22 protein-coding genes, 1 rRNA gene and 1 other RNA gene are annotated in these 25,004 nt (G+C 41.6%); 20 read left to right on the forward strand and 4 right to left on the reverse strand.

Annotated elements, in window-relative coordinates:
- Positions 1–286 precede the first annotated feature (286 nt).
- The 4 genes from A0128_RS00720 (at position 287) to A0128_RS00735 (ending at position 5,114) form a co-directional block, all read left to right on the forward strand.
- Entirely contained in the window at positions 287–1,768 is a 1,482-nt protein-coding gene (locus tag A0128_RS00720; RefSeq protein ID WP_069605778.1) for an HD-GYP domain-containing protein, read from the forward strand.
- Between the two features lie 65 nt (positions 1,769–1,833).
- On the forward strand, positions 1,834–2,976 hold the full coding sequence (gene aroC, locus A0128_RS00725; protein WP_069605779.1) for a chorismate synthase: 1,143 nt from the start codon (positions 1,834–1,836) through the stop codon (positions 2,974–2,976).
- A gap of 163 nt (positions 2,977–3,139) precedes the next feature.
- Complete coding sequence (locus A0128_RS00730) at positions 3,140–4,600, forward strand: NADH-quinone oxidoreductase subunit G (protein WP_069605780.1); 1,461 nt, start codon at positions 3,140–3,142, stop codon at positions 4,598–4,600.
- Positions 4,587–5,114 (forward strand): NuoI/complex I 23 kDa subunit family protein, encoded by a 528-nt coding sequence (locus A0128_RS00735; protein ID WP_069605781.1) that lies wholly within the window; start codon positions 4,587–4,589, stop codon positions 5,112–5,114. Before A0128_RS00730 ends, A0128_RS00735 begins: the two co-directional genes overlap by 14 nt.
- A gap of 71 nt (positions 5,115–5,185) precedes the next feature.
- On the opposite strand, the gene A0128_RS00740 is transcribed toward A0128_RS00735, so the two are convergent.
- Entirely contained in the window at positions 5,186–5,434 is a 249-nt protein-coding gene (locus A0128_RS00740; protein ID WP_069609017.1) for a DUF433 domain-containing protein, read from the reverse strand.
- 128 nt (positions 5,435–5,562) lie between these two features.
- Entirely contained in the window at positions 5,563–5,913 is a 351-nt protein-coding gene (locus tag A0128_RS00745; protein ID WP_069605782.1) for a hypothetical protein, read from the reverse strand.
- Between the two features lie 112 nt (positions 5,914–6,025).
- Between A0128_RS00745 and A0128_RS00750 the strand changes: the two genes are divergently transcribed.
- The 3 genes from A0128_RS00750 (at position 6,026) to A0128_RS00760 (ending at position 8,915) form a co-directional block, all read left to right on the forward strand.
- Positions 6,026–6,550, forward strand: coding sequence for an RNA polymerase sigma factor (locus A0128_RS00750; protein WP_069605783.1), 525 nt, complete (start codon positions 6,026–6,028; stop codon positions 6,548–6,550).
- 8 nt (positions 6,551–6,558) lie between these two features.
- Positions 6,559–7,929, forward strand: coding sequence for an LIMLP_03685 family anti-sigma factor (rsx, locus tag A0128_RS00755; RefSeq protein ID WP_069605784.1), 1,371 nt, complete (start codon positions 6,559–6,561; stop codon positions 7,927–7,929).
- An 80-nt stretch (positions 7,930–8,009) separates the two neighbouring features.
- Positions 8,010–8,915: a hypothetical protein gene (locus A0128_RS00760; RefSeq protein ID WP_069605785.1), complete on the forward strand. Its 906-nt coding sequence runs from the start codon at positions 8,010–8,012 to the stop codon at positions 8,913–8,915.
- A 47-nt stretch (positions 8,916–8,962) separates the two neighbouring features.
- Here A0128_RS00760 and A0128_RS00765 read toward each other — a convergent pair whose 3' ends face one another.
- On the reverse strand, positions 8,963–9,184 hold the full coding sequence (locus A0128_RS00765) for a hypothetical protein (protein ID WP_069605786.1): 222 nt from the start codon (positions 9,182–9,184) through the stop codon (positions 8,963–8,965).
- 172 nt (positions 9,185–9,356) lie between these two features.
- Between A0128_RS00765 and ssrA the strand changes: the two genes are divergently transcribed.
- Together ssrA and A0128_RS00775 are read left to right on the forward strand one after the other, a co-directional pair.
- Positions 9,357–9,707: a transfer-messenger RNA gene (gene ssrA, locus A0128_RS00770) on the forward strand.
- A 295-nt stretch (positions 9,708–10,002) separates the two neighbouring features.
- Positions 10,003–10,653, forward strand: coding sequence for a DsbA family oxidoreductase (locus A0128_RS00775; RefSeq protein ID WP_069605787.1), 651 nt, complete (start codon positions 10,003–10,005; stop codon positions 10,651–10,653).
- 18 nt (positions 10,654–10,671) lie between these two features.
- Here A0128_RS00775 and A0128_RS00780 read toward each other — a convergent pair whose 3' ends face one another.
- Positions 10,672–12,564, reverse strand: coding sequence for an adenylate/guanylate cyclase domain-containing protein (locus A0128_RS00780; protein WP_069605788.1), 1,893 nt, complete (start codon positions 12,562–12,564; stop codon positions 10,672–10,674).
- 196 nt (positions 12,565–12,760) lie between these two features.
- On the opposite strand from A0128_RS00780, the gene A0128_RS00785 reads away from it, so the two are divergent.
- From A0128_RS00785 to A0128_RS00830, 11 genes are all read left to right on the forward strand, one after another.
- Positions 12,761–14,014, forward strand: coding sequence for a valine--pyruvate transaminase (locus A0128_RS00785; RefSeq protein ID WP_069605789.1), 1,254 nt, complete (start codon positions 12,761–12,763; stop codon positions 14,012–14,014).
- Positions 14,015–14,103: 89 nt separating this feature from the next.
- Positions 14,104–16,446, forward strand: a complete 2,343-nt coding sequence (locus A0128_RS00790) for a hypothetical protein (RefSeq protein WP_069605790.1) — start codon at positions 14,104–14,106, stop codon at positions 16,444–16,446.
- A 355-nt stretch (positions 16,447–16,801) separates the two neighbouring features.
- The gene (locus A0128_RS00795; protein WP_162274083.1) at positions 16,802–18,484 is read left to right on the forward strand and encodes an FG-GAP repeat domain-containing protein; all 1,683 of its coding nucleotides are present in this window, start codon (positions 16,802–16,804) and stop codon (positions 18,482–18,484) included.
- A gap of 96 nt (positions 18,485–18,580) precedes the next feature.
- Positions 18,581–18,697, forward strand: a 5S ribosomal RNA gene (rrf, locus tag A0128_RS00800).
- A gap of 243 nt (positions 18,698–18,940) precedes the next feature.
- On the forward strand, positions 18,941–19,102 hold the full coding sequence (gene rpmH / locus A0128_RS00805) for a 50S ribosomal protein L34 (protein WP_069605792.1): 162 nt from the start codon (positions 18,941–18,943) through the stop codon (positions 19,100–19,102).
- Positions 19,103–19,142: 40 nt separating this feature from the next.
- Positions 19,143–19,430 carry a ribonuclease P protein component gene (gene rnpA / locus A0128_RS21695; RefSeq protein WP_245667219.1) on the forward strand — a complete coding sequence of 96 codons (288 nt, stop codon included), beginning with the start codon at positions 19,143–19,145 and terminating at the stop codon, positions 19,428–19,430.
- Complete coding sequence (gene yidD / locus A0128_RS21700) at positions 19,430–19,660, forward strand: membrane protein insertion efficiency factor YidD (protein WP_083244018.1); 231 nt, start codon at positions 19,430–19,432, stop codon at positions 19,658–19,660. Before rnpA ends, yidD begins: the two co-directional genes overlap by 1 nt.
- Positions 19,660–21,543 (forward strand): membrane protein insertase YidC, encoded by a 1,884-nt coding sequence (yidC, locus tag A0128_RS00815; protein WP_069605793.1) that lies wholly within the window; start codon positions 19,660–19,662, stop codon positions 21,541–21,543. The genes yidD and yidC overlap by 1 nt, the downstream gene beginning before the upstream one ends.
- 33 nt (positions 21,544–21,576) lie before the next feature.
- Positions 21,577–22,287 carry an RNA-binding cell elongation regulator Jag/EloR gene (jag, locus tag A0128_RS00820; protein WP_069605794.1) on the forward strand — a complete coding sequence of 237 codons (711 nt, stop codon included), beginning with the start codon at positions 21,577–21,579 and terminating at the stop codon, positions 22,285–22,287.
- Positions 22,280–23,650 (forward strand): tRNA uridine-5-carboxymethylaminomethyl(34) synthesis GTPase MnmE, encoded by a 1,371-nt coding sequence (gene mnmE, locus A0128_RS00825; protein ID WP_069605795.1) that lies wholly within the window; start codon positions 22,280–22,282, stop codon positions 23,648–23,650. Before jag ends, mnmE begins: the two co-directional genes overlap by 8 nt.
- A gap of 47 nt (positions 23,651–23,697) precedes the next feature.
- Entirely contained in the window at positions 23,698–24,960 is a 1,263-nt protein-coding gene (locus tag A0128_RS00830) for a malic enzyme-like NAD(P)-binding protein (protein ID WP_069605796.1), read from the forward strand.
- Positions 24,961–25,004 lie beyond the last annotated feature (44 nt).

Consider the following 25,004-nt stretch of genomic DNA (forward strand, 5'->3'; position numbering starts at 1 on the left):
TTATCTTTATCCCGATCGAACGAAGGAATCGTTATACGACACACCGATTCTTGCCGCCTGCTTAAAGATTAAACATTTGCCTTCGATTTGAAGTATTACAAAAAGAATATTTCCGAAATGAACTTTTCTCTACAGAATCGCAAATAAAATGTAGATCGAAGACTGCTAAATAATTTTTTTCCAGTCGTATGTTCTATTCGCTAAGAAAGGATTGCATTCACCTTTTATGGTACGCGATTCTCTTCCAAAACGACGCCTACGGGCAATTTAAAAGAAGAGTTGTAATATGAGCATTAACTCACATTCTGTTAACAAGGAACTCCTGGAGAAGTTTGAATTCACTTCGGACGTAATTAAGAGTTTTGTAAGTCAGAGCGAAATCCCAGTAGATTTTTATAATAAGAATGGTCAGATTCTAATTCACAAGAAGTCGGACGCTTCCGAAGAAGACATTACTAGACTTCAAAAATTCGAAAGTCAGGGAATCTTTTTTCTTATATCAGAAAAAGATAAAATAGTTAAGAATAAAAAACCGGACTCTATCCACGGCCGTGAAGTTTCCTTTACGAAACTGATCAATACCGATCTTACCATCGCTCTTGCCAGGGAAGCTTCCGATCTTTTAGAAGAACTAAAACATTTTCCTTTAAACAACAATCACATTCGAAAAGTACAAAAAGGAATCGATGATATCCTTGTGGATTTTAAATCGAGTTCCGACATGGAACTCGGACTTGTCAACGTCATCGAAGTGATGAGACAGGCCGGGGTAAGAGCGGATTCTGAAATCATGACAAAAAGAACAGTGATTTCTATGGCGATGAAACTTCGCGGAATGAAAGCTTTGAACAAAGCGGAAAACGATCTTCAAAAAACAAAACAATTGAACGTTATGCTCGCTTCCTACATGGTCGATATCGGAAAGTCCAGAATGAAACTTCCGAATCATTCCAATCTCAGACCGGAAGAATTCGATTATATCAAAAATCATCCGATTATCAGTTATCTTATGATCGGAAATCTGACTGGAATCGATTCCGAAGTTAAGTCCGCTGTTCTCAACAGTCATAGAACTTTTAGGGGAGAAGGTCTGAATAACAATTATCCTTCTACCAACATGTTGATTCGGAAATTGACCGAGTATCTTCAGAAATACAAAGACGATAAAACGAAACAAACTCTCATCGAAGATATTCAGAGACAAATTCATCATTTGTTAAATAGTACTTATACGGACGAAGATCCGGGAATCATTTCCATCGCGGGAGAATTTGCTTCTCTCAGTTCCGAACAGGAATGGCGTCCCGCTTACGACGCGCTCACTTCGATGAAGCTCATTTTGAATAATAGTTTCTTTTCTTATAACGAAAAGATCGTTCGAGACTTTTTCGATTTAATGGCGCTGAGTCTTTGCGAAAATCAGAGCGTTCTGAACCCGGGGGATTATATCATCGTTGTTTCAATGGATTCTCAGAGAAAGGTGCATTTTGAAACCTGTGTCATCAAAGAAATCTACAGACACCAAACAAGACCGCTTTTGGAAAGAATCGGAACGATCCGCCCGTTGATTACCAACAAAGGAAAGATCAAGATCGAAGGATACGATCCACATTCTTTCCGCGAGGATAAGAGAAAGGCAGTTTTTAATCTGAACAACAGTATGGATCCGAGAAGAGTGATCTACATTATCGATCCTGAATTAGAACCGAATCTTTTTGAGAAGGTCGACCAGAATTTTAGAGGAACCGCTCCTCGTTCCGTCGCCTGACAAAACCAAAGGATTCTCTCAGAAACGCGCTTTATCCCTGAGCTTTACCTTGTTTTCTTGGTATTATGCCTTCAAGTTGGGGAAAAATTTTTAAAGTCAGTACGTTTGGAGAATCTCACGGCGAGTCCGTGGGAGTTGTTGTCGAAGGAGTTCCTGCGGGAATCCCCATTCGTTTAGAAGAAATTCAAAAAGACTTAAACCGAAGAAGACCCGGACAAAGCAATTTGACAACACCTCGGGACGAAGCCGATACGGTTCGCGTTGTCTCCGGCGTTTTCGAAGGGAAAACAATCGGAGCTCCGATTGCGTTGATCGTTAACAATCAAAATACGATTTCGAAAGATTACGAAAATTTAAGAACCACATTTCGACCATCTCACGCAGATTATACATACCAAGTAAAATACGGTTTTCGCGCTCACGTCGGCGGAGGTCGTTCTTCCGTCAGAGAAACGATCGGAAGAGTGGCGGCCGCCGCGATCGCAAGAATGATACTCAAGGACGATTTAGGAATCGAGACCGTGGCTTGGGTTGATTCGATCGGACCCGTTCAATCTAAGATCGGTGAGAATTATCCTAAGTCGAGAGAAGAAGTCGATCAAAACGAAGTTCGTTGTCCTGAAACGTCCAGCGCCGATGCGATGCGAGACTTGATTCTTAAAATGAAAGAAGCCGGAGACAGCGTCGGAGGAACGATCAAATGTGTTTCCTACAACCTTCCGCCCGGTTTAGGCGATCCCGTTTACGATAAATTGGACGGAGATCTTGCAAAAGCAATTCTTTCGATTCCCGCGTGCAAAGGATTTGAAGTGGGTTCGGGATTTTCGGGAACACTTCTTACGGGAAGCGCGCATAACGATGAATTTTATGTCGAAGAAGGGACCGGACGCGTTCGAACCAAAACCAATAATTCCGGCGGACTTCAAGGCGGAATTTCGAACGGAGAAGAGCTCATAATCCGAGCTGCGTTCAAGCCTACTTCTACGATTTTTAAAAAGCAGAATACGGTAACTCTTAAGGGAGAAGAAACCACTTTAGAAGCAAAGGGTCGTCACGATCCTTGCGTCCTTCCAAGAGCGGTTCCTATCATCGAGGCCGTCGTAAACTTAGTTCTTGTAGACGCCTATCTCTATCAAAGAGCGATGAACCCGCTTTGGTTTCAAAAATGGGCGAAAATTCCGGATTATTACAACGACTTAGAACTTTAAGAATCAGTCTCAAAATTGAGAGAAGAGTTTCAAAACTTTCGGAAGAATCGGAAAGTGAAAGAGTGAAAACTGCGAACTTTTAGAAACAGGTTGCCAGAATGGGAACGGTACGTTTCTATAGAATTGTTTCCCAATACCCGGGTTTAATCAAAAGGATGATTCCATGGTAAAAATCAAAATCGACGGAATCGAGCACGAGGTAGATGAAAAGAAAAATCTTATCTCCGCTGCGAAAGACGTCGGAATAGAAATTCCTTTCTTCTGCTATCACCCAAAACTTTCCATCGTAGGTATGTGTAGAATGTGCCTCATCGAAATCGAAGGGGTTCCAAGACTTCAAGCTGCCTGCAATACCAAGGTCACGGAAGGCCTTTCCATATTTACTAAGAATGATCGAATCAAAGAAGCCCGCGAAGGAACGATGGAGTTTCTCCTCGCAAATCACCCTTTGGATTGTCCCGTATGCGACAAAGCCGGGGAATGTCAACTTCAGGACAACGCATTCAAAGAAGGAAAAGGAAATTCCCGTTTTACATTAGAAAAAAGGAATGTGCCTCAGGAAGAAATCGGATCCAATCTTATCATCAATCACAATCGTTGTATCGTTTGTTATCGTTGTGTTCGGTTTGAAGAAGAGATCGTAGGAGAATCCAATCTCGGACTTTTTGAAAGGGGATATCATTCGATCATCGGTCTCGCGAAGAATGAACCGATTCATCATAATTTTCAAGGCGCACTCGCGGATATCTGTCCGACCGGAGCCCTTCTTAACAACAAGACATTATTCAAATCGAGAGTTTGGTGGTATAAGAACGCCGAATCCATCTGTCACGGCTGTAGTACGGGATGTAATATCACGACAAACGTAAGAGACAACAAGATGTATCGTTATATGCCTCGTATCGACGAGGAAAAGGATATGTATTTTCTCTGCGACAAAGGCCGCTTTGATATCGATTGGCTGAATGAAAACCGTCTCTCCGCATATTATCAGGAAGGAAAATCTTCGGAAAGCGGTGTTGTTTTACCGGCGATCGCGGAAAAAATCATACAAGCGAATCAAATTGCGATCTTAGGCGGCGGGTCCGAATCCAATGAGAATTTAAAATCGATTTTGCAGAGCGCAGGATCCTTTGGAAAATCCGTAGTTTTGGAAGTTCGAGTGGATTCCGCTCAATCAAAACCGCCGGAACAAAAAGATTTCCTCATGACCACCGATTTAAGACCAAACACAAGAGGCGGAGTGGACGCGGGATTTATCTCGTCACAGGGAATCGAATCGATACGCAACTCCATAGAATCGGGAGCGATCGATCTTGTTTTCGTAATTAAGGAAAATCTAAAGGATGTTCTTCCGTCTATTTCTTCTAAGACTACCGTTGTTTTGTTGAATACGAATTTGACTTCGGATCTTTCGGGCGTCGCTTACGGAGTTCCGATCCAAACCTTTGCAGAACAAGCGGGTTCCTTTACCAATAAGAATGGATTGAATCAACGTTTTCAAAAAGCGATGGATCCGCTTAAAGGGCTGTTGAGTTCCGGATCCGTATTTCAAAGGCTCGCCGAATTAGTAAAAGAATTGTCTTCTTCTCCGAAGGAGGTTAGCTCAATTGGGAACCGTTAATGTAATACATGTCGCGAGTCGGCATAAACTCACCTGGTATGAAAAATTCTATTTTTATTCCATCGGGAAAGGACTTTGGATCACCCTCAAACATTTTATCAAAGCTACGATTCTGAGAGGAACCGTAACGATAGAATTTCCCGAGAAGAGAAGAAAGTATTCTACTCGTTTTCGCGGAATGCATACGATGAAACGCGACGAACAGGGTAGAGAGAGATGTACGAGTTGTTTTTGTTGTATGTGGATTTGTCCGGCAGATGCGATTTATATCGAAGCGGCGGAAGTAACTCCGGAAATTCAGCATCTTCATCCCGAAGATAAGTTCGCCAAAAAGTTTGAGATCAATTTGTTACGTTGTATTTTTTGCGGATTGTGCGAAGAAGCCTGTCCGAAAGGCGCTATTTACTTGGATGGTCCGGCCGAGATGGCCGCAGATAACCGGGAAGATTTGATTCTTACAAAAGAAAGAATGATGCAAAAAGTAGGCGGGCCGATTATAGGAGAAAGAATCTAAAATCTTTCTCCTATAATTTTATTTAGACTGAAAATCACATGCAGGATTTCTAATAAATAAATTTTAGATTTTTAACCTACTTTCTGCTTTAAATATTCGTTTTGCCTGGCGATTTCCAGCTTTGCTTCCAGGTAGGCAACGGAAGCGTCAATGTCGTCATTTGAGATTCCGGGATATTCGCGAAGAATTCCCTTTCTCGACATTCCCGATAAGAGCAAATCCAGTATTTCTAAAACACGAACCCCAGTTCCTTTGATAAAGGGTTTTCCGCCCAAATATCCGGGAATCATTTCAATCGAAGTAAACTCGTCGTTACTCATATATACTAATAACATTAAGACCCACTGAAATTTGTAGCGGAAAAGTTTTTTTCGAAATCATTTTCGAAAAATCCCCTTTGTATACTGTATTTCCGAAATTAAATTCTTCGTCCAGAATCTAACCAAAGTTATTTGGAAGAACTACTCGAAGAAGAGGAAGACGACGAAGATGTGGAAGGACATTCCGGATAGAGGGCGCTACAAGAAAGGAGGAGAACCACCCCAGAATTTGTAGTACAAAGAGTTCCTAAGGGTTTATCCGTGCTTACGTCGTTGAAGACGCAGTAGCCAAAAAGTTTTTCGTAACACTCATTTCTTTTTTTGGATTTTCCGGAACAGCTCGAACTCTTCGGTTCAAAATCGTGGGCCGCGCAGTTAAGAATCAGAAAGGCTGAAAACAGAAGGCTTCTAAAAACGAATCGTCTTTTATAAGAGCGTAGAAACCCTTTGATTCGGTCATTCCAAAGATAATCTGACATAGTTTTTAATAAATTTGGTAACGGATGACGGGATTTAATTTCTTTTTTGTGCTTTTAGGATCAGAATTTCTGTGAAAAACTGCAAAAACCCTGGTTTCACAGCATTTTATAAATGGTTCAATCCGATTCTACAGATTTTTCAACACTATACGAAGAAAACCATCGGACGGTTTACCATTTTCTTCTCAAAATATCCGGCGACCCGGAAGTTTCCGAAGATCTAACGCAAGAAGCCTTTCTGAAAGCGTTCACATTCTTCGCGAAGTTTGATCCAAAGATCGCTTCCTTTAGCACTTGGACTTGTTCCATTGCAAAAAACTTGTATTTCAAGCATTATAATAAGCAGAAAAAGGAATTTGGAAATCTTAGCATCGGTGATCTGGTCATAGATATAGAAGTTAATCCTGAAATTCCTGAAAATTTAGAGAAAGCTTTTTTAGAAAAAGCAATAAAAGATTCAATTGAGAGTCTTCCTGAACCCGAAAAGAGTATAATACTATTTAAGGAATTAGAAAGAAAGACTCTGAAAGAAACCGCGCTCGCGCTTGGAATTTCGGAAAGAACAGTCAGCAGAAGATTGATTTCAGCCGTCTCTTTATTGAGAGAAAAAATGGAAAGTCAAGGGCTACAATTCTAAACTCTACTATGAAGTTAAAAGTTGATAACATAGAACAATTCGAAGACCTACTGGGGAAATATCTCTTTGGCGAATTGAATACGGAAGGTAAAAAAGAATTACTCGATTTCGTACTCAAAAACGGCAAGGCCCGTTCTATGTACCAAGCCGCAACTCAAACAAATGCAATCGTATCTTATGCCTTTTCAGATTCGAAAGACGAAAGCGGATCTGAAGCTAAAAAAAATCAATTCGGTAAACTATTAGAATTTAAGAATTCGATTTTTCGGTCCAGTTGGATCGTTTCCAGTTTGGCCGCAGCTATTCTTCTTGTTTCCGGGATTTCGATCTGGTTTGGTTTTCAGTCCGATTCAGAGACAAAATTAGACCAAGCATTTATAAATTCTTATGGAGATTGCAAAATCGACGGAATCGCTTCTCAACCGGGAGCGAATCTTTTAAATCGGAAATTGGTTTCCGGTAACTATTCCATTTGCGAGTTTCAAGTTGAAGGAGCTAAGAGCGTAGCGGTTCGCGTTCTTCCGGATTCGGAAGTTTCGGTAACGGGAAATCGAAAAAATTCTTCCGTAAACGTAGATCGAGGATCGGTTCTTATCGATTCGATAAATAGCAAGTCTGTAGATTCCGACGGATTGCTCTCCATTCTTTCTCCGGATGTGCGTGCCCTTTTGGTCGGCACGAAAGTCGTTTATTCTCGAAAAATCGGAGAATCTCATTCGGAACTGGATCTCAATGTTCTGGATGGAAAGGTTGAAATTGAAACCGGACCTTCGGTTGCTTTTGAGAAAACCGCAAACATTCTGAGTGAGGAAGAACGAGATTTTTTAAAACTCAATTTTCCGATTCTATTCCAAAGTAAAAAAGTTGAAATCAATCGGGGCCAATCTTTATCTTGGAAGGGAATTCCCGAATCCGGTCTTAAGAAAATTCGATCTCTGGAAAAGAGCATTGAAGAGGCAAAAGCAAAAGGAATCAAAGTCGAAAGTGATTTCGTTTTTGCGCTTTCCTCGGACGTTCAAAAATTAAACGGAGATCATGTCTTTGCGATCGATCAGAATCTTAGTAAGAAGATTAAAAATCTTCTTCCAAGCGAAGAAAAAGATCTTACCGCTAAATTCAATTCTATGGTTCGTTTTCCTCCCACTGATTTAAGGGAAGTCGAAAAACTCAAGTCCCTGGTTGCTAAGTTGGACAATACTCCTTTGATTCAAATTCTAAAAGATAAGAATCAGCCGGATATAGAAAGAGTTATCTATTTCAAAGACGGTTCTAAAGTAAAAGGTTTTGTTTATCAACACGATAGCTTTTATATTCTTTTGAAAACGGATGGAAATCTATTGTTCCCGATTGATGCCGTCGATTCGATCGATTTCGAATAGAGAAAAAACTCGGATCATTCTCTATAAGTCGCTGAAACTTTATATAAGTTCGATTTCGTATCGGCGGATTTAAAAAAATTATGCGAAACCAATCGAAATTATTCTTCTTATATCGTATAAAAGGTAAAATTACCTCTTCCCTCTTTTTACTTTGTATTCTACTTCTCCTTGTCGTTTTTTCAAGAAGTCTGCAGGCTGATACTGTCATTTTAAGAAACGGAATCGAATATAAAAATGTAAAGACCGTCTTAGGAAAATCCGCGGTTACAATCGAATCCGAAGTCGGTTCCATTATAAATATACCGATTAACTCGATTAAATCCATTAAGTCGATTCCGGTTCAGTGGACAAATTCATCTAAGAATTCTTTGACGCCGGAAAACGAAAACTCAACGACTGAAAATGATTTATCAAAAGATTCGAAAACAAATTCGGATAAACGCCAGTCGGCTCTGAGTAATTTAGATATTGCGAAACGATCGATCCGAGAGGCGCTTCCGAGTCTGATTCCGGGATGGTCTAATCTCTATCTTTTAGGATATCCTTCCTTAGGCGCTTTGTTTTCTCTCACGGAGTTCTATCTCATTCATTTGATCTCGGTGTATTCGAAACCGACCGTTCATTTCTACGAGGATCCCGTAAACTTGACCTTAGCCTATCTCAATCTCGATCCGAATGTCTCCGCTCAGAATCCGAAATTTATCGGTTTAGTACTTTCTTATGAAAACGCTTCCTTGGTGAAAGATCCGATCTCAGGCGGATATACAACTCCGGAAAAAATTAGGGAAGGAAGGGAAAGGGCCGCTACGGGTTTGTTATCCGTTTTGATTTTAGATTTTTCCGTTACTCAAGCGATTTCGATGACTAGGAAGAGGAAAGAAAGCGCTTCTAAGGAGAGCGGTTCCTTTGATATAAAATTCGGAAGTCGTTTTAGACCGGAGGTGGGGGAATCGGAATCTAAGATTTCTTTGATTTATTATTTTTAAAATTTAAGAGGGCCACCGTTTTTGTTTTGGTAGCCCTTTGATTTTCATTAAGCGGTTGCGGAGTCTCTTCCTATCTTTCCTACAAAATAAAAAATTACGCCGACGGCTACCAAACCCGCACGAATTGCCCAACCGGTTGCGACTCCCCAGTTGTCGATCCACATAAGAATCTTTAAGTTATAGTTAAAAAAACTCAAAGCTCCGGAAACGATTCCCGCGAATGAAAGAAAAGCCCCGAACGAGGAAATCTTATCCTTGATTTGATCCATAGTACTTGCACCCCTTTAAGTGAATTGATTACATGATTAACAGATGAAATCTTCTTTTTTCTCCTTTTTTAATCCGATGTTCCCCTTCTTTGTTATAAAACTCTTCTTTTAATAAAAAACTTGCGACCCCCTCCAAGTTTTTAAATTCTGACAGTCTAATAGAAGATAACTCGGGGACGAAATTGGTTTCGACTGTTGTTGTCAGGGACTATGTGGCGTGTAGAGGTTGTAGGCTCCTCTCAAAACCTTCAAACAATAACCGCTAATAACGAATTAGCCCTAGCAGCTTAATCTCTGCTACGGAACCTTGGTTCTTTCTCCTGAGGGCCAAACGTTCTGACACTTTTCGGGAGGCGTCTCTTTTGGTTTTCGGTTCCTGAGAGAGATCGTATTTGAGCTGAATAGGAAAGAGAGTCCTGTCTGTGGGTTAAACTCAATCCGACAACTTTATACATAGACTACACACGTAGAGGCTAGTCTGGGGCGCAATAGGACGCGGGTTCGAACCCCGCCGTCTCCATCGCATTTATATAATTTGGTTTTATCGGTTAAGAAACGATCGCCTTTGGTCTGTTCCTTTCAAAGTTGTTTTTATTTTTCCTAAAATGTAAAATTCACTTCATTCCTTGACTTAGAATCCTTTTCTAAAAGATGAATTTAAACACTTTATGTATAAACCATAAGAATTTTCAGCAGTCTGATATTGTAGAATATTCGATTCTTGTAATGAAAGAAGAATAAGGTTTAAAACATTCTTACAGGATGATCGCGGTGATTGAATTAGATTCTCTCCTTTTGAGGAGTTCAGGAGATCGAAATTGGAAACTAAAATTTCAATTTATTCGGACGTAGTTTGTCCTTGGTGTTATATCGGAAAAAAAAGGTTAGAAGACGCGATCGAGCTTCGTAAAAAGTCTCACCCAGATGATAAGATTGAGATAGAATGGAAAGCGTTTCAACTCAATCCGGATCTCGCACCTGAAGGGGAAGATAGAGTTCTTCATATGAGTCGTAAGTTCGGTTCTTTGGATCGTGTCCAGATGATGGTTCAAAGAGTCGCGGACATCGCTCTTGCGGAAGGTCTTCCTTTTTCTACGGAACAACAAGGTCATCAGCCGAACACATTCTTATTACACGCTCTCATTCGAAGGGCGAAGGACAAAGGAAAGGCGTCGGCTCTCGCTGAAATCTTTTTCAAAAATTTCTTTGCTGAAGGTAAGAATCTCTCGGACGACGCTGTGGTCCTGGAAAGTTTGAAACAGGCAGGTTTGGACGAAGAAGACTTAAACTATGTAAGAGAAAACGAATCTCTTTTGAAAGAAGTTCAAGATGAAGAATTGAGAGGAAGACAATTGGGAGTTTCCGGAGTTCCATTTTTTGTCTTTAACGAAAAATACGCGGTCTCCGGCGCGCAGGAATCCAATCTTTTTTTACAACTTTTTGATCAACTTGAAAAGGAAGCCCAATAAAAGGGCTTCCTTGTAAATTCATTTGAGACCGTAGACTAACTTGTAAGCTGTCTCCTCTTCCTTCGACCACGGCAGTTGAAAAGGAACCTTTCTTACTTTCAAACCGCTTTCTCTCAGATAATTTCGAATCTCGCTGTCTCGAAAGATTGCGTCCGAAAAAACAATTTCACCCGAGTCTGTGATCCCTTGAAGTTTAGAAGCATAGTTTACCGTGTTTCCAAAATAGTCGATATTGCTGTTTAGATTCACCGCCAGACAAGGACCGGTATGAACGCTGATTCGAATTTGAATTCGATTTTCAGGAGAGATTTGAAATACTTTCTGCAATTCAACTGACGCCAATAAAGAATCCAACGGACTTGAAAAAGAAGCCATTACCGCGTCTCCGATGGTTTTTACAACGGCGCCTTTGTTTGCTTTGATGATTCGGAACACTTGTACGAAGTGTTCTCTTACTTCTTTAAATGCGCCTGTGTCCCCTTCTGAAATATAGAATCTCGTAGAGCCTACGATGTCCGTAAAAAGAATCGTCTGTACTCCGATGTCGAGTTGAAGATCGGAGGCGAGCGCTTGTTCTGTGAAAAGATCTCTAAATTCTTGGAAGTTAAACAACTCCGCAGGTCGCAAACTATAAGCGTCTTCTTTTTTCTCCTCGATCACGAATGTCCTAGGCGAAAGTTCGCTGTTATAGATTTGTACCGTAGGTTTCGGTTTTGCAGTGAGTTCTTGTTCCGATTGATCAGCGGTCCATCGGATCGTTTCGCTTGAAGAAGGTTGTATTTCCAAGAGGTTGTATTTTTTTTCTCCGGCGATTCGAAGACGAAAGATTCCGTCATTTAATAATAAATTTGTAATGTATTCAGCTCCGGGTGCAATCGTTTTCTGAAAACGAATATGAGCCTTTGTCGCGGGTTCGGCGGCGCAGAAATATCTTTTTTGAACTTCTCGTATGGACGGGTGTATGTGAAAAGTAATTTCGATCGTATTGAGTTTTGAAGATTCAAAATCGATTCCACAAACCTCGCAGGAATCTTGAGAAGGAACGTCTCCTAAGTTGTTGAGTTCGGATCTTACCCCTCTACAATGCGGGCAGATCACATCCCAAGAAAGAGTAAAAAGACCTTGTCTACAACCGTGTAAAAAAAGAAGGAGAAGGCTTTCCAAAGGAACCTTCCAATCCAAAGCCAACTTTTTAATTCGAATTCGATAGAGTTCGTTTTCGTCTTCCGAAAGAATATAATGAATCACTCGATCGATCAAAGTTTCATCGATTCCTTCTCGAACTAAATTGTTTCTGATTTGTTTGAGTTTTAGGCTTTCTGCGATCGGTTCCGATTCTTTCAGCGTATGATTAAAACTGAGAATCGAATCGTTTCTTTTTTTGGTTTCAATATCCTCGAGAACTCCCAAAAGCCCTTTTTGATAATCTTTAAAAAGTTGTTTCATTCCGATCTGAAAGACCCACTTAGCTATGATTCCTCTCGGAATCCAACCAAAGTAAACGATGAGTTTTGTTCTATTCTCGGAAAGTTTTTCTATAATGTATCGGGTTCTTACATACTTCGCCAAACCTTTGCTGTAGATTCTTGCGTTGTTTAGTCCTTTGCAATATTCCCATTCCCAGGGAACTTCTTCCCATTCCATTCGAATTCCAGCGTTCCTAGAACTGCCGAACAACTTGCCTTCTTTTTCCACGTATTTCATTTCGGGAATGCCGATTCTTTTGTTAAACGAAGAGGTATCGATGAGCCAAGGCCAAAGAGATTCTACGTCGATATCCAATTCAAATTCCCAGAGGAAGTCCAAAGGTTTTCCCAATCGAGTCCATTCTTCGTTCCAAGGGATTTGTTTTAAGAATTCACCGAGGTCTAAAATTTCCTTGGATTTGAGTCTGTTTTGATTTATTGCCATGTATATTTCTGGTTCCCGTAAAATGATTTTATCTGTGTTAGTAATCGTAAATTCTGCGAGGACCTCTTAGAAGATTCTCGCCGCTATAAAAGGAATGGGAAGAGGATCCGATTCTTTGTAAAAAGAATCTACAAAATTTCTCTTTCCGATTAGATTCTGTTTCCTGCTATAGAGTTCGGAAGAAATTTGGTACGGTATGCAATATTCTCAATTTGCGCAAAAATTTAAAAAGCAGACCGGAATCGGACAGCTTATGGAAGATTTGGGCAGTCCGCCTCCCGGCGCTTGTATGTTGGGAGGAGGAAATCCCGCGTTGATTCCGGAAGTCGCAGAGGTTTGGAAAGAGATCGTATCGAAACAAATCGAATCCGCAAGTTTGAATAGAATTCTCGGAAGCTACGAATCTCCTGCGGGAATTCAAGAACTGCGAGAATATGTGGCTTCCATTTTATCGGAAGAATCCGGAACTCGTATAGACGAAAATCAAATTGCGATCACCAATGGAAGTCAGAATGCATTCTATCTTCTATTGAATTTTTTTTCCGGCAAATTTGAAAACGAAAGAAGTAAAAAAATTCTTTTTCCGATTCTTCCAGAATACATCGGTTATACGGATCAGACTTTGGAGGCGGATTCTTTTTTATCGTTTCAGCCTAAGATTCAAGAGATCGATTCTTTTTATTATAAGTATTATATCGACAAGGAAAATTTTGACGCGGTTTCCGATTGGAAAGAACAAGCCGGTTGTATTTGTGTTTCTCGGCCGACGAACCCGACCGGAAACGTGATCACGGATGCGGAGCTGGAATTCTTAATCTCAAAAGCAAAGGAGGCCGACATTCCTTTGTTAGTCGATAACGCCTACGGATATCCGTTTCCCGGCGTGGTATTTGAAAAGAGTTCTTTCCTTCACAAACCCGGGATGATTCAGGGATTCAGTCTTTCCAAATTAGGGCTTCCCGGAGTTCGAACCGGATTTGTTTTGGGAGATCCTGAAACGATCGAACTTATACACAAAGCCAATTCGGTTATCAATTTGACGAGCGCAAGTCCGGGTCAATACATCGCACTGGAACTTTTTCGTTCCGGAAAATGGAAATATTTATGTAAGAACGTTATTCTACCTTATTATAAGAGAAAGTCCGAGTTTGCAAGAGAGGCGATTCTCCAAAATTGGAGTTCAAATCTGGATTATAGGATTCATCAGAGCGAAGGAGCTTTTTTTCTTTGGATCTGGGTGAAGAATTTAAAACTTACGGTTTCAGAGTTATATCCGATTCTAAAAGAAGAAGGCGTAATCATCGTTCCTGGAAAAACTTTTTTCCCGGGAGCGGATCCGAGTTGGTCTCATCGGGAAGAATGTTTCCGATTGAGTTTTGTGAGAGAAGAGAAAGAGATCGAAGAAGGAATTATAAGAATCGGTCGAGTATTGGAAAGATTCTCCAAATAAAAAGGTTTCGTCCTGCAATTCGGAATGGAAGACTGGATACTTAGAAAGATTCAATTTATCGAAATTACCTTGTTATATAGTTAGGAAAAATGGAAAGCACGGAACAGGACATAAGCTTTGAGGAACTGGCGGCGAGTAAGCCGATGGAAGTCCAGTCTCTTATGCCGGACTATATCTTTTTAAACGAGGGAGCTGTCGGTCTTTCGGCCACGTCTCGTTGTATCTTAGACGAGCTGAGAGATTGGCATAAAAAAACCGAAAAACACGGTTCCAAAGGGATTCACCCATCCTATTTACTTACGTTAGACAAGCTTTCCGAGCTTCTTAATAAATATAGAAATTTAAGCGAGCAGTCGAAATCTCCTCAAAGTATCGATCTCGCTCTTCGACAATTGGTGGATTATGAGAAAAAAGGAAAAAACAAATCCGCATATATCTATCCATTTCTTGTTCGCAATGGAGCCAAGGTCTTGGCCCGTATCGCAATCGCGAGTCCGCAGAAAGAAACGAAAACGGACGTAACTCCGTTTCGAGTCGCTTGTTTCGAATTTTCTGAAGAGATGATCGATCTGATTCTTCAGAATCGAGCAAAAAAACCGAAACTTCCGGACGAAGACAGTCCGGGCGCTTTTTTACTTCATAAAAACAAAGCTGGAAAAATTTGGTTATTTCCAAAGCTCGCTTCGATCGAGGCGGAATTCTCCACTTTGTTAAAGAGGGGATTTCAACCTTATAGTTATATTCCGATGATGGATTTTTTACGGGACTTCCTCACGTATTCACTTAAGAAGAATTATGTGATGAAAATTCTTCCGGATTATCATATCATTCTGGACGATCTTCAACTCAATCCGGACGGTTCTTACGTAAATCAACCCGAAGTCATCGCGCATTATCGTTGTCAGGCGGACGCTCTTGAAAAGTTTGCGATTCCTTATCTTAAGGAACTGAGCGAAAGAGCCGGATATAGTTTATACAAAACTAAAATCGCGGAATTTGAACAAACTCACATTCAACTCGTTGAACCCGGAAGAAAGCAAAACAGCGAAAAGGTCAAGGCTCTGATTGCGCTTATCAACGATTATCCTTTTGATCGCGAGACGGATGAACTTGGAAAAAAGGTTTCTGAAACTTGCAGGGCTTCGATCCAAATTCTTTCCAGACTCATGGAAGAAAAAGATAAGTTGGTTCAAAGAAAAGAAGAGAATGTTTTTAAATCTCTAAAAACAAGAATTCTTAATAAGATCGCGGAAACAACCTTACAAGACCAGACACTCTATCGATTTTCACCGGAACAAAAATTGAAGTCTTCCGGGTTGGTGGACGAAACGCGTTATCCTGCTTTGGTCGAAGAATTAAAAAAAGACATCGGCGCCCAATTCGGAATGAAAGTAATCGAAAAACCCGATCAGACTTCCGAAGTTTACGCCGTTGATCCCGGTTATATGGCCGCCGTCTTACACAAGTTAAGCGGAATGGCAACGAGCAATCCTTCGTATCAAAAAGATTTGGATATCGCGAGAGAGATCAACGCGATTCTCAGTAATCCAAAACATCCGGGTTTGAATGCTAAATTGAAAGCTGATAGTATCGTCAAACTACAGCAAGGAATTCAAGCTCTCGAACAAATCGAAGCCGAAAAACAACGTTCTCAAGAATTTGCTAAGAAGTTCAATCTTCCGATGGGGATGTTGGGTTTTGTCGCGAGTATGATTCTATTCTTAATCGCATCCGTTCACTTTAAAACTACGGGAATCTTGTTCGTAGGAATTCCAGTCAGCTTGTTCTTAGGTCTGATGTTGGCGTTTTATTTTCGAGATAAGGACAAATCCGATATTCTCGGATCAGGGGGCGGTTCCGCTTCGCTTGGATCCGGTTTTAAGGGAGAATACGGATCCGCTACTTCTTCTTCGTCTGACGGTTTTTATTCCGGAGACGATAATTCGGAAGAAGAACACACCTATACAAAAGGTGAAACTCCAAAAGAGAAAAAGGTAAGTCTCATAGCGAAAGGCGCGGAGAGATTTGTTTTTCCAAGCCGCTTTACAAAAATCACCGACAAGATTCACGATTCTCGTTCTTTGCGGAAAAAGATTTATGAGAATTTGGATAACATTCGAAACAGCGTGGCTCACCTCAAGGGAGAGAAGGACGACGAAAAAGTTGCGTCCACTATCGAATATGCGCTGTTACAAAATTCCGCGACGATTCTCATTCCGGACGATATCGTTCCTCATGGAATGCCCGGTTCTATTATTCTCAATCACAACGATCTAAAGGCACCCTTGATTCGGGATCAGATTTCCGAGTTCTTACGTAACGAAGCCCAAAAGAAAAAATACGATAAAAAGATCGTGAAGTATTATACATTTTTAATCAATACGATTGAAGTAGAATATTATAAATACCTGCCAAGTCGAAAAAAGAAATAAAATTTTTCCAACTGCATTCTTAAACTCTGAGAATAGGTTTTTATCTAATTCTTTCCATAAGAATTAGAATTGACTCGAATGACCTTTCTCGCCTAATTTGAAACACGTGAAAGGTTTCCTGTATTCCAGTTTCAATTTCCCATTAGGGAAGAAGTTTACAAATTCCAAGTCTATTTCTGAAGTTATAGATTCTATTCTTATCAACTTTCCCAAAAAAAATCTCAGTTTTGTTTTGTGTCTTTGTTTTCTCATCGGATGCGAAAGAATTCGAAGCTTAAATCCGGGCGATGTTAGTTCGAGTCCATATTACGAAAATTTAATTGTCCAATGTTTTCTGGGCCAGACTTCAAATTGTGTGGCGCCTTCGATTCGCAACGTAAGAAATTCGGGGGTGATTCATTCCGGCTTTTTGACGGGAAATACGGCGCCTTTTGCATTGAGCGTAGAAGTGTCGTTAGACGGTGGTTTTTTTCAAGGCGCTTCGGTGGTCGGAAATACTTGGTCTTTTCCTTTACCGAGAGGTGTCTATGCTTGGAAACAGAATTCTTTGCATCAGGTTACGGTTCGTTCGGGACCTTTTTCCTATCAACATTCGATTCAGATTCGAAAGGGAAACAATCACGACGTCAACGGAGACGGTTTTTCCGACGTGATCGTCGGTGCGAATCAGTTTAGCGCGGGGACTGGAAAAGTATATATTTTTCACGGAGGAATACAAGGAATCGCTTCGCAGGCGGCCACTTCGGCTAACACGAGTATTGTGGGAGTTCCCGCCGGTCAATTCGGTTGGGCGGTTGCTTTGGGAGATGTCAACGGAGACGGTTATGCCGATGCTGTGGTCGGAGCTCCGAACTCCGGAACGGATTCCATTTTTATCTATCATTCTTTAGGGGGAGACGGAATTCCAAACAACGCTTCTCCGAATACGACTCTTGCCGCAGGCTCCACCGTATTTTTTGGAGGAGCCATTGCCACGGGGGACGTGAACGGAGACGGCTTTGAAGACGTTGTCGCAGGATCTTACGGCTTTACAACTTCCACCGGAAGAGTAGATATATTTCATTCTTCCGGGGTTTCTGGAATTCCAAGCGGAGGATTCGGGACGGCGAATGCGACACTGATCGGGACGACAACGAATGGAAGATTTGGAATTTCAGTTGTTGCCGGAGATGTCAACGGAGACGGTTACTCGGATATCTTAGTCGGCGCGGACGGGCTTTCTCGTTCTTACTTGTTTCATTCCACTGGAAGCAACGGGATTTCAAGTCAGAACTTATCTTCCGGTGGAATAACGAATACTCTCCTCATCGGAGAGGTTTCTAGTCAGTTTGGAATTTCGGTTTCTTTGGGCGATGTCAATGCTGACGGTTTTCAGGACGCTCTGATCGGCGCACGATCTTATTCTTCAAACCAAGGACGTGCCTACGTTTTTCATTCGAGCGGTAATTTTGGAATCTCCAGTCAGGATTTATCTACTTCCGGAATTGCGAATACAATCTTAACCGGTCAAGCGGCTGCGAGCTTTTTTGGAATTTCCGTTTCCTTAGGAGACGCAAATGGAGACGGTTTTTCTGACGCACTCATCGGCGCCTACGGAGTCGGACAAGGGAACTCATTTCTTTTTCTCTCTTCGGGTTCTTCAGGCATCGTCAGTCAAAATCTTCTGAGTGGCGGTTTTGCTAATACGACATTCACCGGAGAAACAGCCGGAGACCAATTCGGAATTTATTTGAGTTTCGTAGACGCGAATGGAGATGGTTGTTCGGATTCTGCGATCGGCGCTTACGGATATCCTGCGGGTGCAAACCAAGGGAGAACGTATCTATTTTATGGATCCTCGTCCGGAATTCCGAACTTGGGCGCCTTAAGCGCAAGTGCGATTTTAACGGGAGAAGCTTCCAGCCAATTCGGATTTTCCATCGCTTTGCATTTTGAAAGGGAGAATTCCATCTTTTCGAAAACGTATATTCATCGATGGAAATCGATCCTCTATAGAAGAGAGGAACGAGATCGAAGTTTTCGATTTAAAAATTCTTAGAACCTAAAGACTAGTAAGAATTCAAAATAATTTTCATCTTTTTTATCAATTTTAGATTGACCGCACAAACCGGTACGCGACTCTGACCACAAGATTCCCGGTGACTATAGAGAGAGGGCCACACCCGTTCCCATCCCGAACACGGAAGTTAAGCCTCTCATCGCTGATGGTACTGTGTGGTTCGCTGCATGGGAGAGTAGGACGTTGCCGGGTTTTCTTATTTTAGGACAGAGGATTGATTCTGACAATTCTCCTCCGGTCGTTCGGGCCTTCCTCAGGGTCGTATCCCTGAAATTCCTAAGAATATAAGAAATCCCGATACAGACAAATTCGCATCAGATTTGAATGTGAAATGGTTGACTTAGACCTTTTTCAGAATGCTCCTGTTAGAAAGAGCATTGGATTCTTCTAAATAGAAGAGATATACGCAATCATTAACGCCAATCAGGGATAAGTATGAAAAGAAATTACCAGCCCAGCCGAGTAAAAAGAGCGAGAACACACGGATTTCGCACGAGAATGGCTACTTCCGGTGGAAGAAAAGTTCTTTCCCGTAGAAGAAAAAAGGGCAGACATAAGCTCACTGTTTCCGACGAAAAACTCGGTAAAAAATTCTAAGAACTAAGCCATCGAAGAGACATTAAAATCCAGGAAGGAGATACAATCTCTTTTTAAGGCTGGAAAAAGAGTCTCCCGCTTCCCGATCGTTCTTGTTTATATTCCTAATTCCTTATCTAAGAATCGCTTTTTGTACTGTCCAGAACGTACAGTAAAAACGGCGGTTCAAAGAAATCGGATCAAAAGGAAACTAAGGTCGGTCATACACGAGGAAGAGAAGAATTTTCTAAAAGGCTTTGATATCGCAGTATTAGCCAAAAAAGAAATTTTGGATCTAAACCACGGGGAGCTGGTTAAGATTCTGGTCTCTCTGATCAACAGAATCTGATGAACCAACTTGCAATCAAACTGATTCAGCTATACAAACGGCTAATCTCTCCATTACTCCCTCCAGCCTGTCGATTTACTCCAACTTGTTCCGAATATGCAGCACAAGCATTTCAAGAATACGGATTTTTCCGCGCATTGCAGCTGAGTACTTGGAGAATTTTGAGATGCAACCCTCTCTCTCGGGGATTCGAAGATCCCTTACCACCTAACATTAAAAGGACGAAATGATGGAAGATAGACAAAGTAGATTATTTTTAGCTCTGATTCTAAGTATGGGAATTTGGATGGGAGTGAATTATTTTTTCTTCCCTTCCGCTCCTCCCAAAAAGGCGCCTGAAACAAAAGAGGCGAATTCGGACAAACCTTCGGATAACAAAAAAGAAAATAAAACTCAAACCGAAAAAACGAAAGAAGCCCAGATCACCGCTCCCGTAAAGGAAGTTAAGGTTGCTCCTTCCGATGTAAAGAAAACTAACATCGTTACTGATTCTTATATTATTGAATTCAGTTCCTTGGGTGGAAGAATTTCTAAATTCTACGTAAAAGACTACGTAGGACCTAACGGCGATTTTATGCAAGTTGCTCGTAAGAATCCAGAGACGGTCGTTGTGGATGGGAAATCCTATCAGGCGGTTGAACTTTCCAGAGAAAAAGGTTTTGATTTTAACTTTGTAAATTCTTTAAATCAACTTCCTGAATCCGATTGGAACGAAATTCAATTTGCATTAGAAGAAGATAAAGCAAATTCTTCCGTGGTTTTTAGCGCTGTCTCTCCGGACAAAACCTTTCAACTCAAGAAACACTATCGTTTTTATCCGGGAGAAAATTATTTCAAAATCTCTCTTTCCATCGTAAACTTAACGAGAGAAAAACTTTCCTTTGCTTCTCAGAAAAATACTCAGTATCTGAGAACCTTCGGAAGTCTTGGTCCTCTTCCAAAAGACAGAGCCCTCAATGACAGAGACACCGCAAACTTCTTTCGTTTTTATCATATCGGCGGATCTTTTAACGATTCGTTGGACGGAAGTTCTTCTCTCGGATTCTGGTCTTCGGTTGGAAATTTCTTTACCGGTAATTCCGGAGCCGACGAAAGCTTCAGCGTAAAAACAAACGCCGAATCGGGCGTTGATTTTGCAGGGACCGGTTCTAGATACTTTATCGCAGTTGCGGATCCTCTCGATCATAAACCACAGGGTGTCGTTTTAGACAACAGAACGAAAAATGAAACCGGTGCCGTATTATTGTATGATAATATTTCCTTAACTCCCGGTGAAACTTACAATCTGGATTTCGGGACCTATGTGGGTGTTCGTGAAAGTGAAGGAATGGTTTTTAGAAATCCCGAACTCGATCCGAACCAAGCTAAGAACAGTCCTTTTGCGGGCCTAAGCGCCGACTTAAATAAATCTTTCAACCAAGGGATGACTACCCCTTTCAGAAACGGAATCATCTGGGTTTTGAAAAAAATCTATCAGTTCACGGTTCCTAACTACGGTTGGAGCATCATCATCTTTGCGATTCTTTTCAAACTCGTTTTCTATCCACTCAATCAGAAACAAGCGGATAGTATGAAGAAGATGCAGGAACTCAGTCCTCAGCTCAAGACGATCAACGAGAAGTTTGCGAACGATCCTAAACTGCGTCAGCAAAAAACGATGGAGCTCTATAAGAAGAACAACGTCAATCCGGTCGGGGGTTGTCTTCCGATGGTGATTCAAATTCCGATTTTTATCGCGCTTTATACCGCTTTCTCTGATACAATTGATCTCTGGAATTCTCCGTTCTTATGGGTAAAAGACCTTAGCGAACCGGACGTAATTTGGACTTCTCCTGCGATTCCATATTTTACACAAACCGGACTCGGTTTAAATCTTCTCGCACTTCTGATGGTTGGAACTCAGATCTTCCAAACAAGAATGACTTCAGTTTCTATGGATCCGAATCAGAAAATGCTAATGTATGTAATGCCCGTGATGATGTTATACATCTTCTGGAACATGCCTTCCGGTGTTACTCTTTACTGGACTTTCCAAAACATTCTTTCCATCGCTCAGCAGTGGATTACCAATCACTTGAAAAAGACCGAGGAAAAGAAAAAGGCAAAAGCCTGATCTCGCAACGAACTCATTATCGAGGATAAACACATGGAAAATTACATCTTTGAAGCAGAGGCCAAATCGAAGTCCGAAGCCGAAGATTACACTCTCAAAACCCTCCGACTGAATTCGGACGAGGTTCGTTTTGAAACCGTTGATTCCGGAAAAGGCGGCTTTTTCGGAATCTCACAAAAAAAGCCGGCAGTAGTCCGGGCTTACGTTACTTCTCGGGATCTTCCCGCGGAGAAAATCATTCACGGGGTCGTTCTCACCGTTCTTAAAAAAATGGGAATCGAAGCCGAAGTGGTAGGAATGGGCGACGTGGATGGAAAAATCTACGTTGAAATCGCAAGCAAAGAATCCGGTTTGGTGATTGGAAAAAGAGGAGCTACGTTAGACGCTCTTCAGTTCATCTTCAACTTGATGGTGGATTCTAAAATCAGACACGGAAGAAAAATCGTTCTGGATATCGAATCCTACAGGGACAAAAGAGAATTATCTTTGGTTCGTCTTGGAAAATCCGTAGCGGCAACCGTTGCAAAAACCGGTAAATCCAAACTTTTAGAACCAATGAATCCTTTTGAAAGAAGAATCATTCACATGGCTCTTCAAGAAAACGAGAAAGTATTCACGAGATCCGAAGGGAACGGAACTTACAAAAAAGTAAGAATCATTCCTATGAAAGACAAACACAAATACAAAGACGTTGCTGAGAAAGGTCCTAACAACGACCTTCTCGAAGAAGCGAACTTTGAATGATACGATAGCAGCTATATCAACTGCTTCCGGATCCGGAGCCATCGGTATCATCCGAATCTCCGGGCCGGGAGCCCTTACGATTTCTTCCTCATTTCTTTTTTCTAAAAATAATTTTCTATCTCCTGATAAAATCCAACCTCGAGTTGCGATTCAATGCGTGTTCCAAGTTGGAGATAGAAAAGTAGATCAGATTTTATTTTTTTACTTCAAAGCTCCCAATTCTTATACCGGAGAGGATCTCTGCGAATTTCATTTTCACGGTAATCCGATTTTGTTAAGAGAAGCGTTAGACGCCATCTTCAGGGCCGGCGCCCGTCCTGCGAAACAGGGAGAATTTTCTCGCAGAGCATTCTTAAATGAAAAATTAGATCTGACCGAAGCGGAAGCGATCGGTCGTTTGATCTCGGCTCGTTCCCGTTTTGAACTCGAGCTCGCTCAAAAAAATGTTTTTGGCGAAGTCTCTCGTTTTACTTCCAACCTGAGAAGCCAGCTCATTTCTCTCAAAGCGGAGTGCGAGGCAGAGATCGATTTTTCAACCGAAGATCTTACATACGAATCCTTGGAAGAAAGAAAAGCAAGAATCGAAAAAGTCAGAACCTTGTGCCAGGCCGTGATTCAGAAATCGGATTCCGCAGAAAAATTGATTCAACAACTTAGAATCGTTCTCTATGGGGAACCGAATACGGGCAAATCGAGTCTGATGAATTTGATCTTAGGAAAGGATCGTTCCATCATTTCCGAAATTCCGGGAACCACCAGAGATTATATCAGTGAAGAAATTTTACTCGAAGGCATTCCAGTTCGACTCGTCGACACTGCCGGTGTTCGTGAGACCGAAGACACGATCGAAAAACTCGGAATCGAAAGAAGCGAGAAAGAATTTCAATCCGCAGACATACGACTCGTCTTGGTAGATACTTCAAAAAAAGAAGATTGGAAAGAATTTATCGAAAAGAATCGGATTCGTCTTCAGGGTTCGATTCTTGTCGCGAACAAGATCGACATCCGTGATTCTTCCTGGGATCCGAATCTTTTCGAGAGTATAGAAGACGTCACTCTTTGCGAAATTTCATGCAAGACAAAGGATGGTATCTCCATTCTTCTGAGCGCGATCAAAGAAAGGGCGGGAAGTCTGGGTCATTCCGAAGATTATGTCCTCTTGGAAGAAAGACAGAGATATCATTTTGAAACCATCGTTCGTTGTCTAAACAACACGTTACATCTGATCGCGGAGGGCGCTCCTGCGGAAATTTATATCAAAGAAATCGATTACGCTCTCTCCGAAATCGGAGAAGTAAACGGCCGAGTGGACACCGAAGAAATTTTAGGGAGAATCTTTAGTAAGTTCTGCGTTGGCAAATGAAATGTTATGGTCTCACGGTCTGAATTCAAAAATATGGGAAATATCGTATGAGGGAAAAATCACTACAGTATCACTCGCTTCATCCTAAGGGAAAAATAGAAGTGGTTCCAACGAAACCAACTCTGGATTCTTATGATCTTTCCCTCGCGTATTCTCCCGGTGTCGCTTATCCTTGTTTGGAAATCAAAGAGACGCCGGATCTCGTTTATGAATACACAAACAGAGGAAATTTAGTCGGTATCATCACAAATGGAACCGCGGTTCTCGGTCTCGGCGATATCGGAGCCCTTGCCGGTAAACCCGTGATGGAAGGCAAAGCGGTTCTCTTTAAAAAATTTGCGGGCATAGACGTGTTTGATATCGAAGTCAACACAAAGGATCCCGACGAATTTATCAACGCCGTGAAACTTCTCGAACCGACTTTTGGTGGAATCAATCTGGAAGACATCAAAGCTCCCGAAAGTTTCTACATAGAAGAAGAACTCATCAAAAAAATGAACATCCCCGTGTTTCACGACGATCAACACGGAACCGCGATTATTACCGTTGCCGGTCTTCTCAATTCTTTTGAAATCACCGGTAAAAAAGCCGGAGACGTTAAAGTCGTTATCTGCGGAGCCGGAGCTGCGGGAATTGCAATCGCTGAACTCATTCAACATATCGGAATCAAAAAAGAACAAATCTTTATAGTCGATACGAAAGGTGTGATCCATCACAATCGTACCGATCTCAACGAGTCGAAGAGAAGATATGTTCAAAAGACGGATTCTACAACTCTCAAAGACATTATGAAAGGCGCGGATATCTTTGTTGGAGTTTCAGTTCAAGATATGGTCGACGCCGACATGGTTCGTTCGATGGCTAAAGACCCTGTGATTTTCGCATTAGCAAATCCGGATCCGGAAATTCCATATCAGGTCGCCAAAGCTGTTCGTTCCGATCTAATCATGGGAACCGGAAGAAGCGATAATCCGAATCAGGTGAACAACGTATTAGGTTTTCCTTTTATCTTCCGTGGCGCTTTGGATGTCAGGGCCCGCCACATCACTCTCGAAATGAAACTGGCTGCCGCTCGTTCTCTCGCGGAACTTGCTCGTTTGGAAGTTCCGGACGCAGTAAGTCAGGCTTATGGCGGAGTGAAATTTCAGTTTGGTCCGGAATACTTGATTCCGAAACCTTTCGATAAACGAGTTCTGTTTCACGTAGCTCCGGCCGTCGCAGAGGCGGCGGTTGCCAGTGGATCCGCTCGGATTCCGTATCCAGGAAGAGAAAAATATCTCGGATTTCTGGAAGGAATAATTCGGAGCTGATTTTTTTTCTCACTTTCGAAATCCGATATTTATAAAGATACGAG

It is taken from the genome of Leptospira tipperaryensis (genome assembly GCF_001729245.1).
GTDB lineage: Bacteria > Spirochaetota > Leptospiria > Leptospirales > Leptospiraceae > Leptospira > Leptospira tipperaryensis.

Coding starts and splice junctions, on each gene's coding strand:
- A0128_RS00780 (WP_069605788.1), bottom strand. CDS start 12,564: ATGGCAATAAATCAAAACAGACTCAAATCCAAGGAAATTTTAGACCTC.
- A0128_RS00785 (WP_069605789.1), top strand. CDS start 12,761: ATGCAATATTCTCAATTTGCGCAAAAATTTAAAAAGCAGACCGGAATC.
- A0128_RS00790 (WP_069605790.1), top strand. CDS start 14,104: ATGGAAAGCACGGAACAGGACATAAGCTTTGAGGAACTGGCGGCGAGT.
- rpmH (WP_069605792.1), top strand. CDS start 18,941: ATGAAAAGAAATTACCAGCCCAGCCGAGTAAAAAGAGCGAGAACACAC.
- A0128_RS00730 (WP_069605780.1), top strand. CDS start 3,140: ATGGTAAAAATCAAAATCGACGGAATCGAGCACGAGGTAGATGAAAAG.
- yidC (WP_069605793.1), top strand. CDS start 19,660: ATGGAAGATAGACAAAGTAGATTATTTTTAGCTCTGATTCTAAGTATG.
- aroC (WP_069605779.1), top strand. CDS start 1,834: ATGCCTTCAAGTTGGGGAAAAATTTTTAAAGTCAGTACGTTTGGAGAA.
- A0128_RS00720 (WP_069605778.1), top strand. CDS start 287: ATGAGCATTAACTCACATTCTGTTAACAAGGAACTCCTGGAGAAGTTT.
- rsx (WP_069605784.1), top strand. CDS start 6,559: ATGAAGTTAAAAGTTGATAACATAGAACAATTCGAAGACCTACTGGGG.
- A0128_RS00830 (WP_069605796.1), top strand. CDS start 23,698: ATGAGGGAAAAATCACTACAGTATCACTCGCTTCATCCTAAGGGAAAA.
- A0128_RS00750 (WP_069605783.1), top strand. CDS start 6,026: ATGGTTCAATCCGATTCTACAGATTTTTCAACACTATACGAAGAAAAC.
- A0128_RS00765 (WP_069605786.1), bottom strand. CDS start 9,184: ATGGATCAAATCAAGGATAAGATTTCCTCGTTCGGGGCTTTTCTTTCA.
- A0128_RS00740 (WP_069609017.1), bottom strand. CDS start 5,434: ATGAGTAACGACGAGTTTACTTCGATTGAAATGATTCCCGGATATTTG.
- A0128_RS00760 (WP_069605785.1), top strand. CDS start 8,010: ATGCGAAACCAATCGAAATTATTCTTCTTATATCGTATAAAAGGTAAA.
- yidD (WP_083244018.1), top strand. CDS start 19,430: ATGAACCAACTTGCAATCAAACTGATTCAGCTATACAAACGGCTAATC.
- jag (WP_069605794.1), top strand. CDS start 21,577: ATGGAAAATTACATCTTTGAAGCAGAGGCCAAATCGAAGTCCGAAGCC.
- A0128_RS00745 (WP_069605782.1), bottom strand. CDS start 5,913: ATGTCAGATTATCTTTGGAATGACCGAATCAAAGGGTTTCTACGCTCT.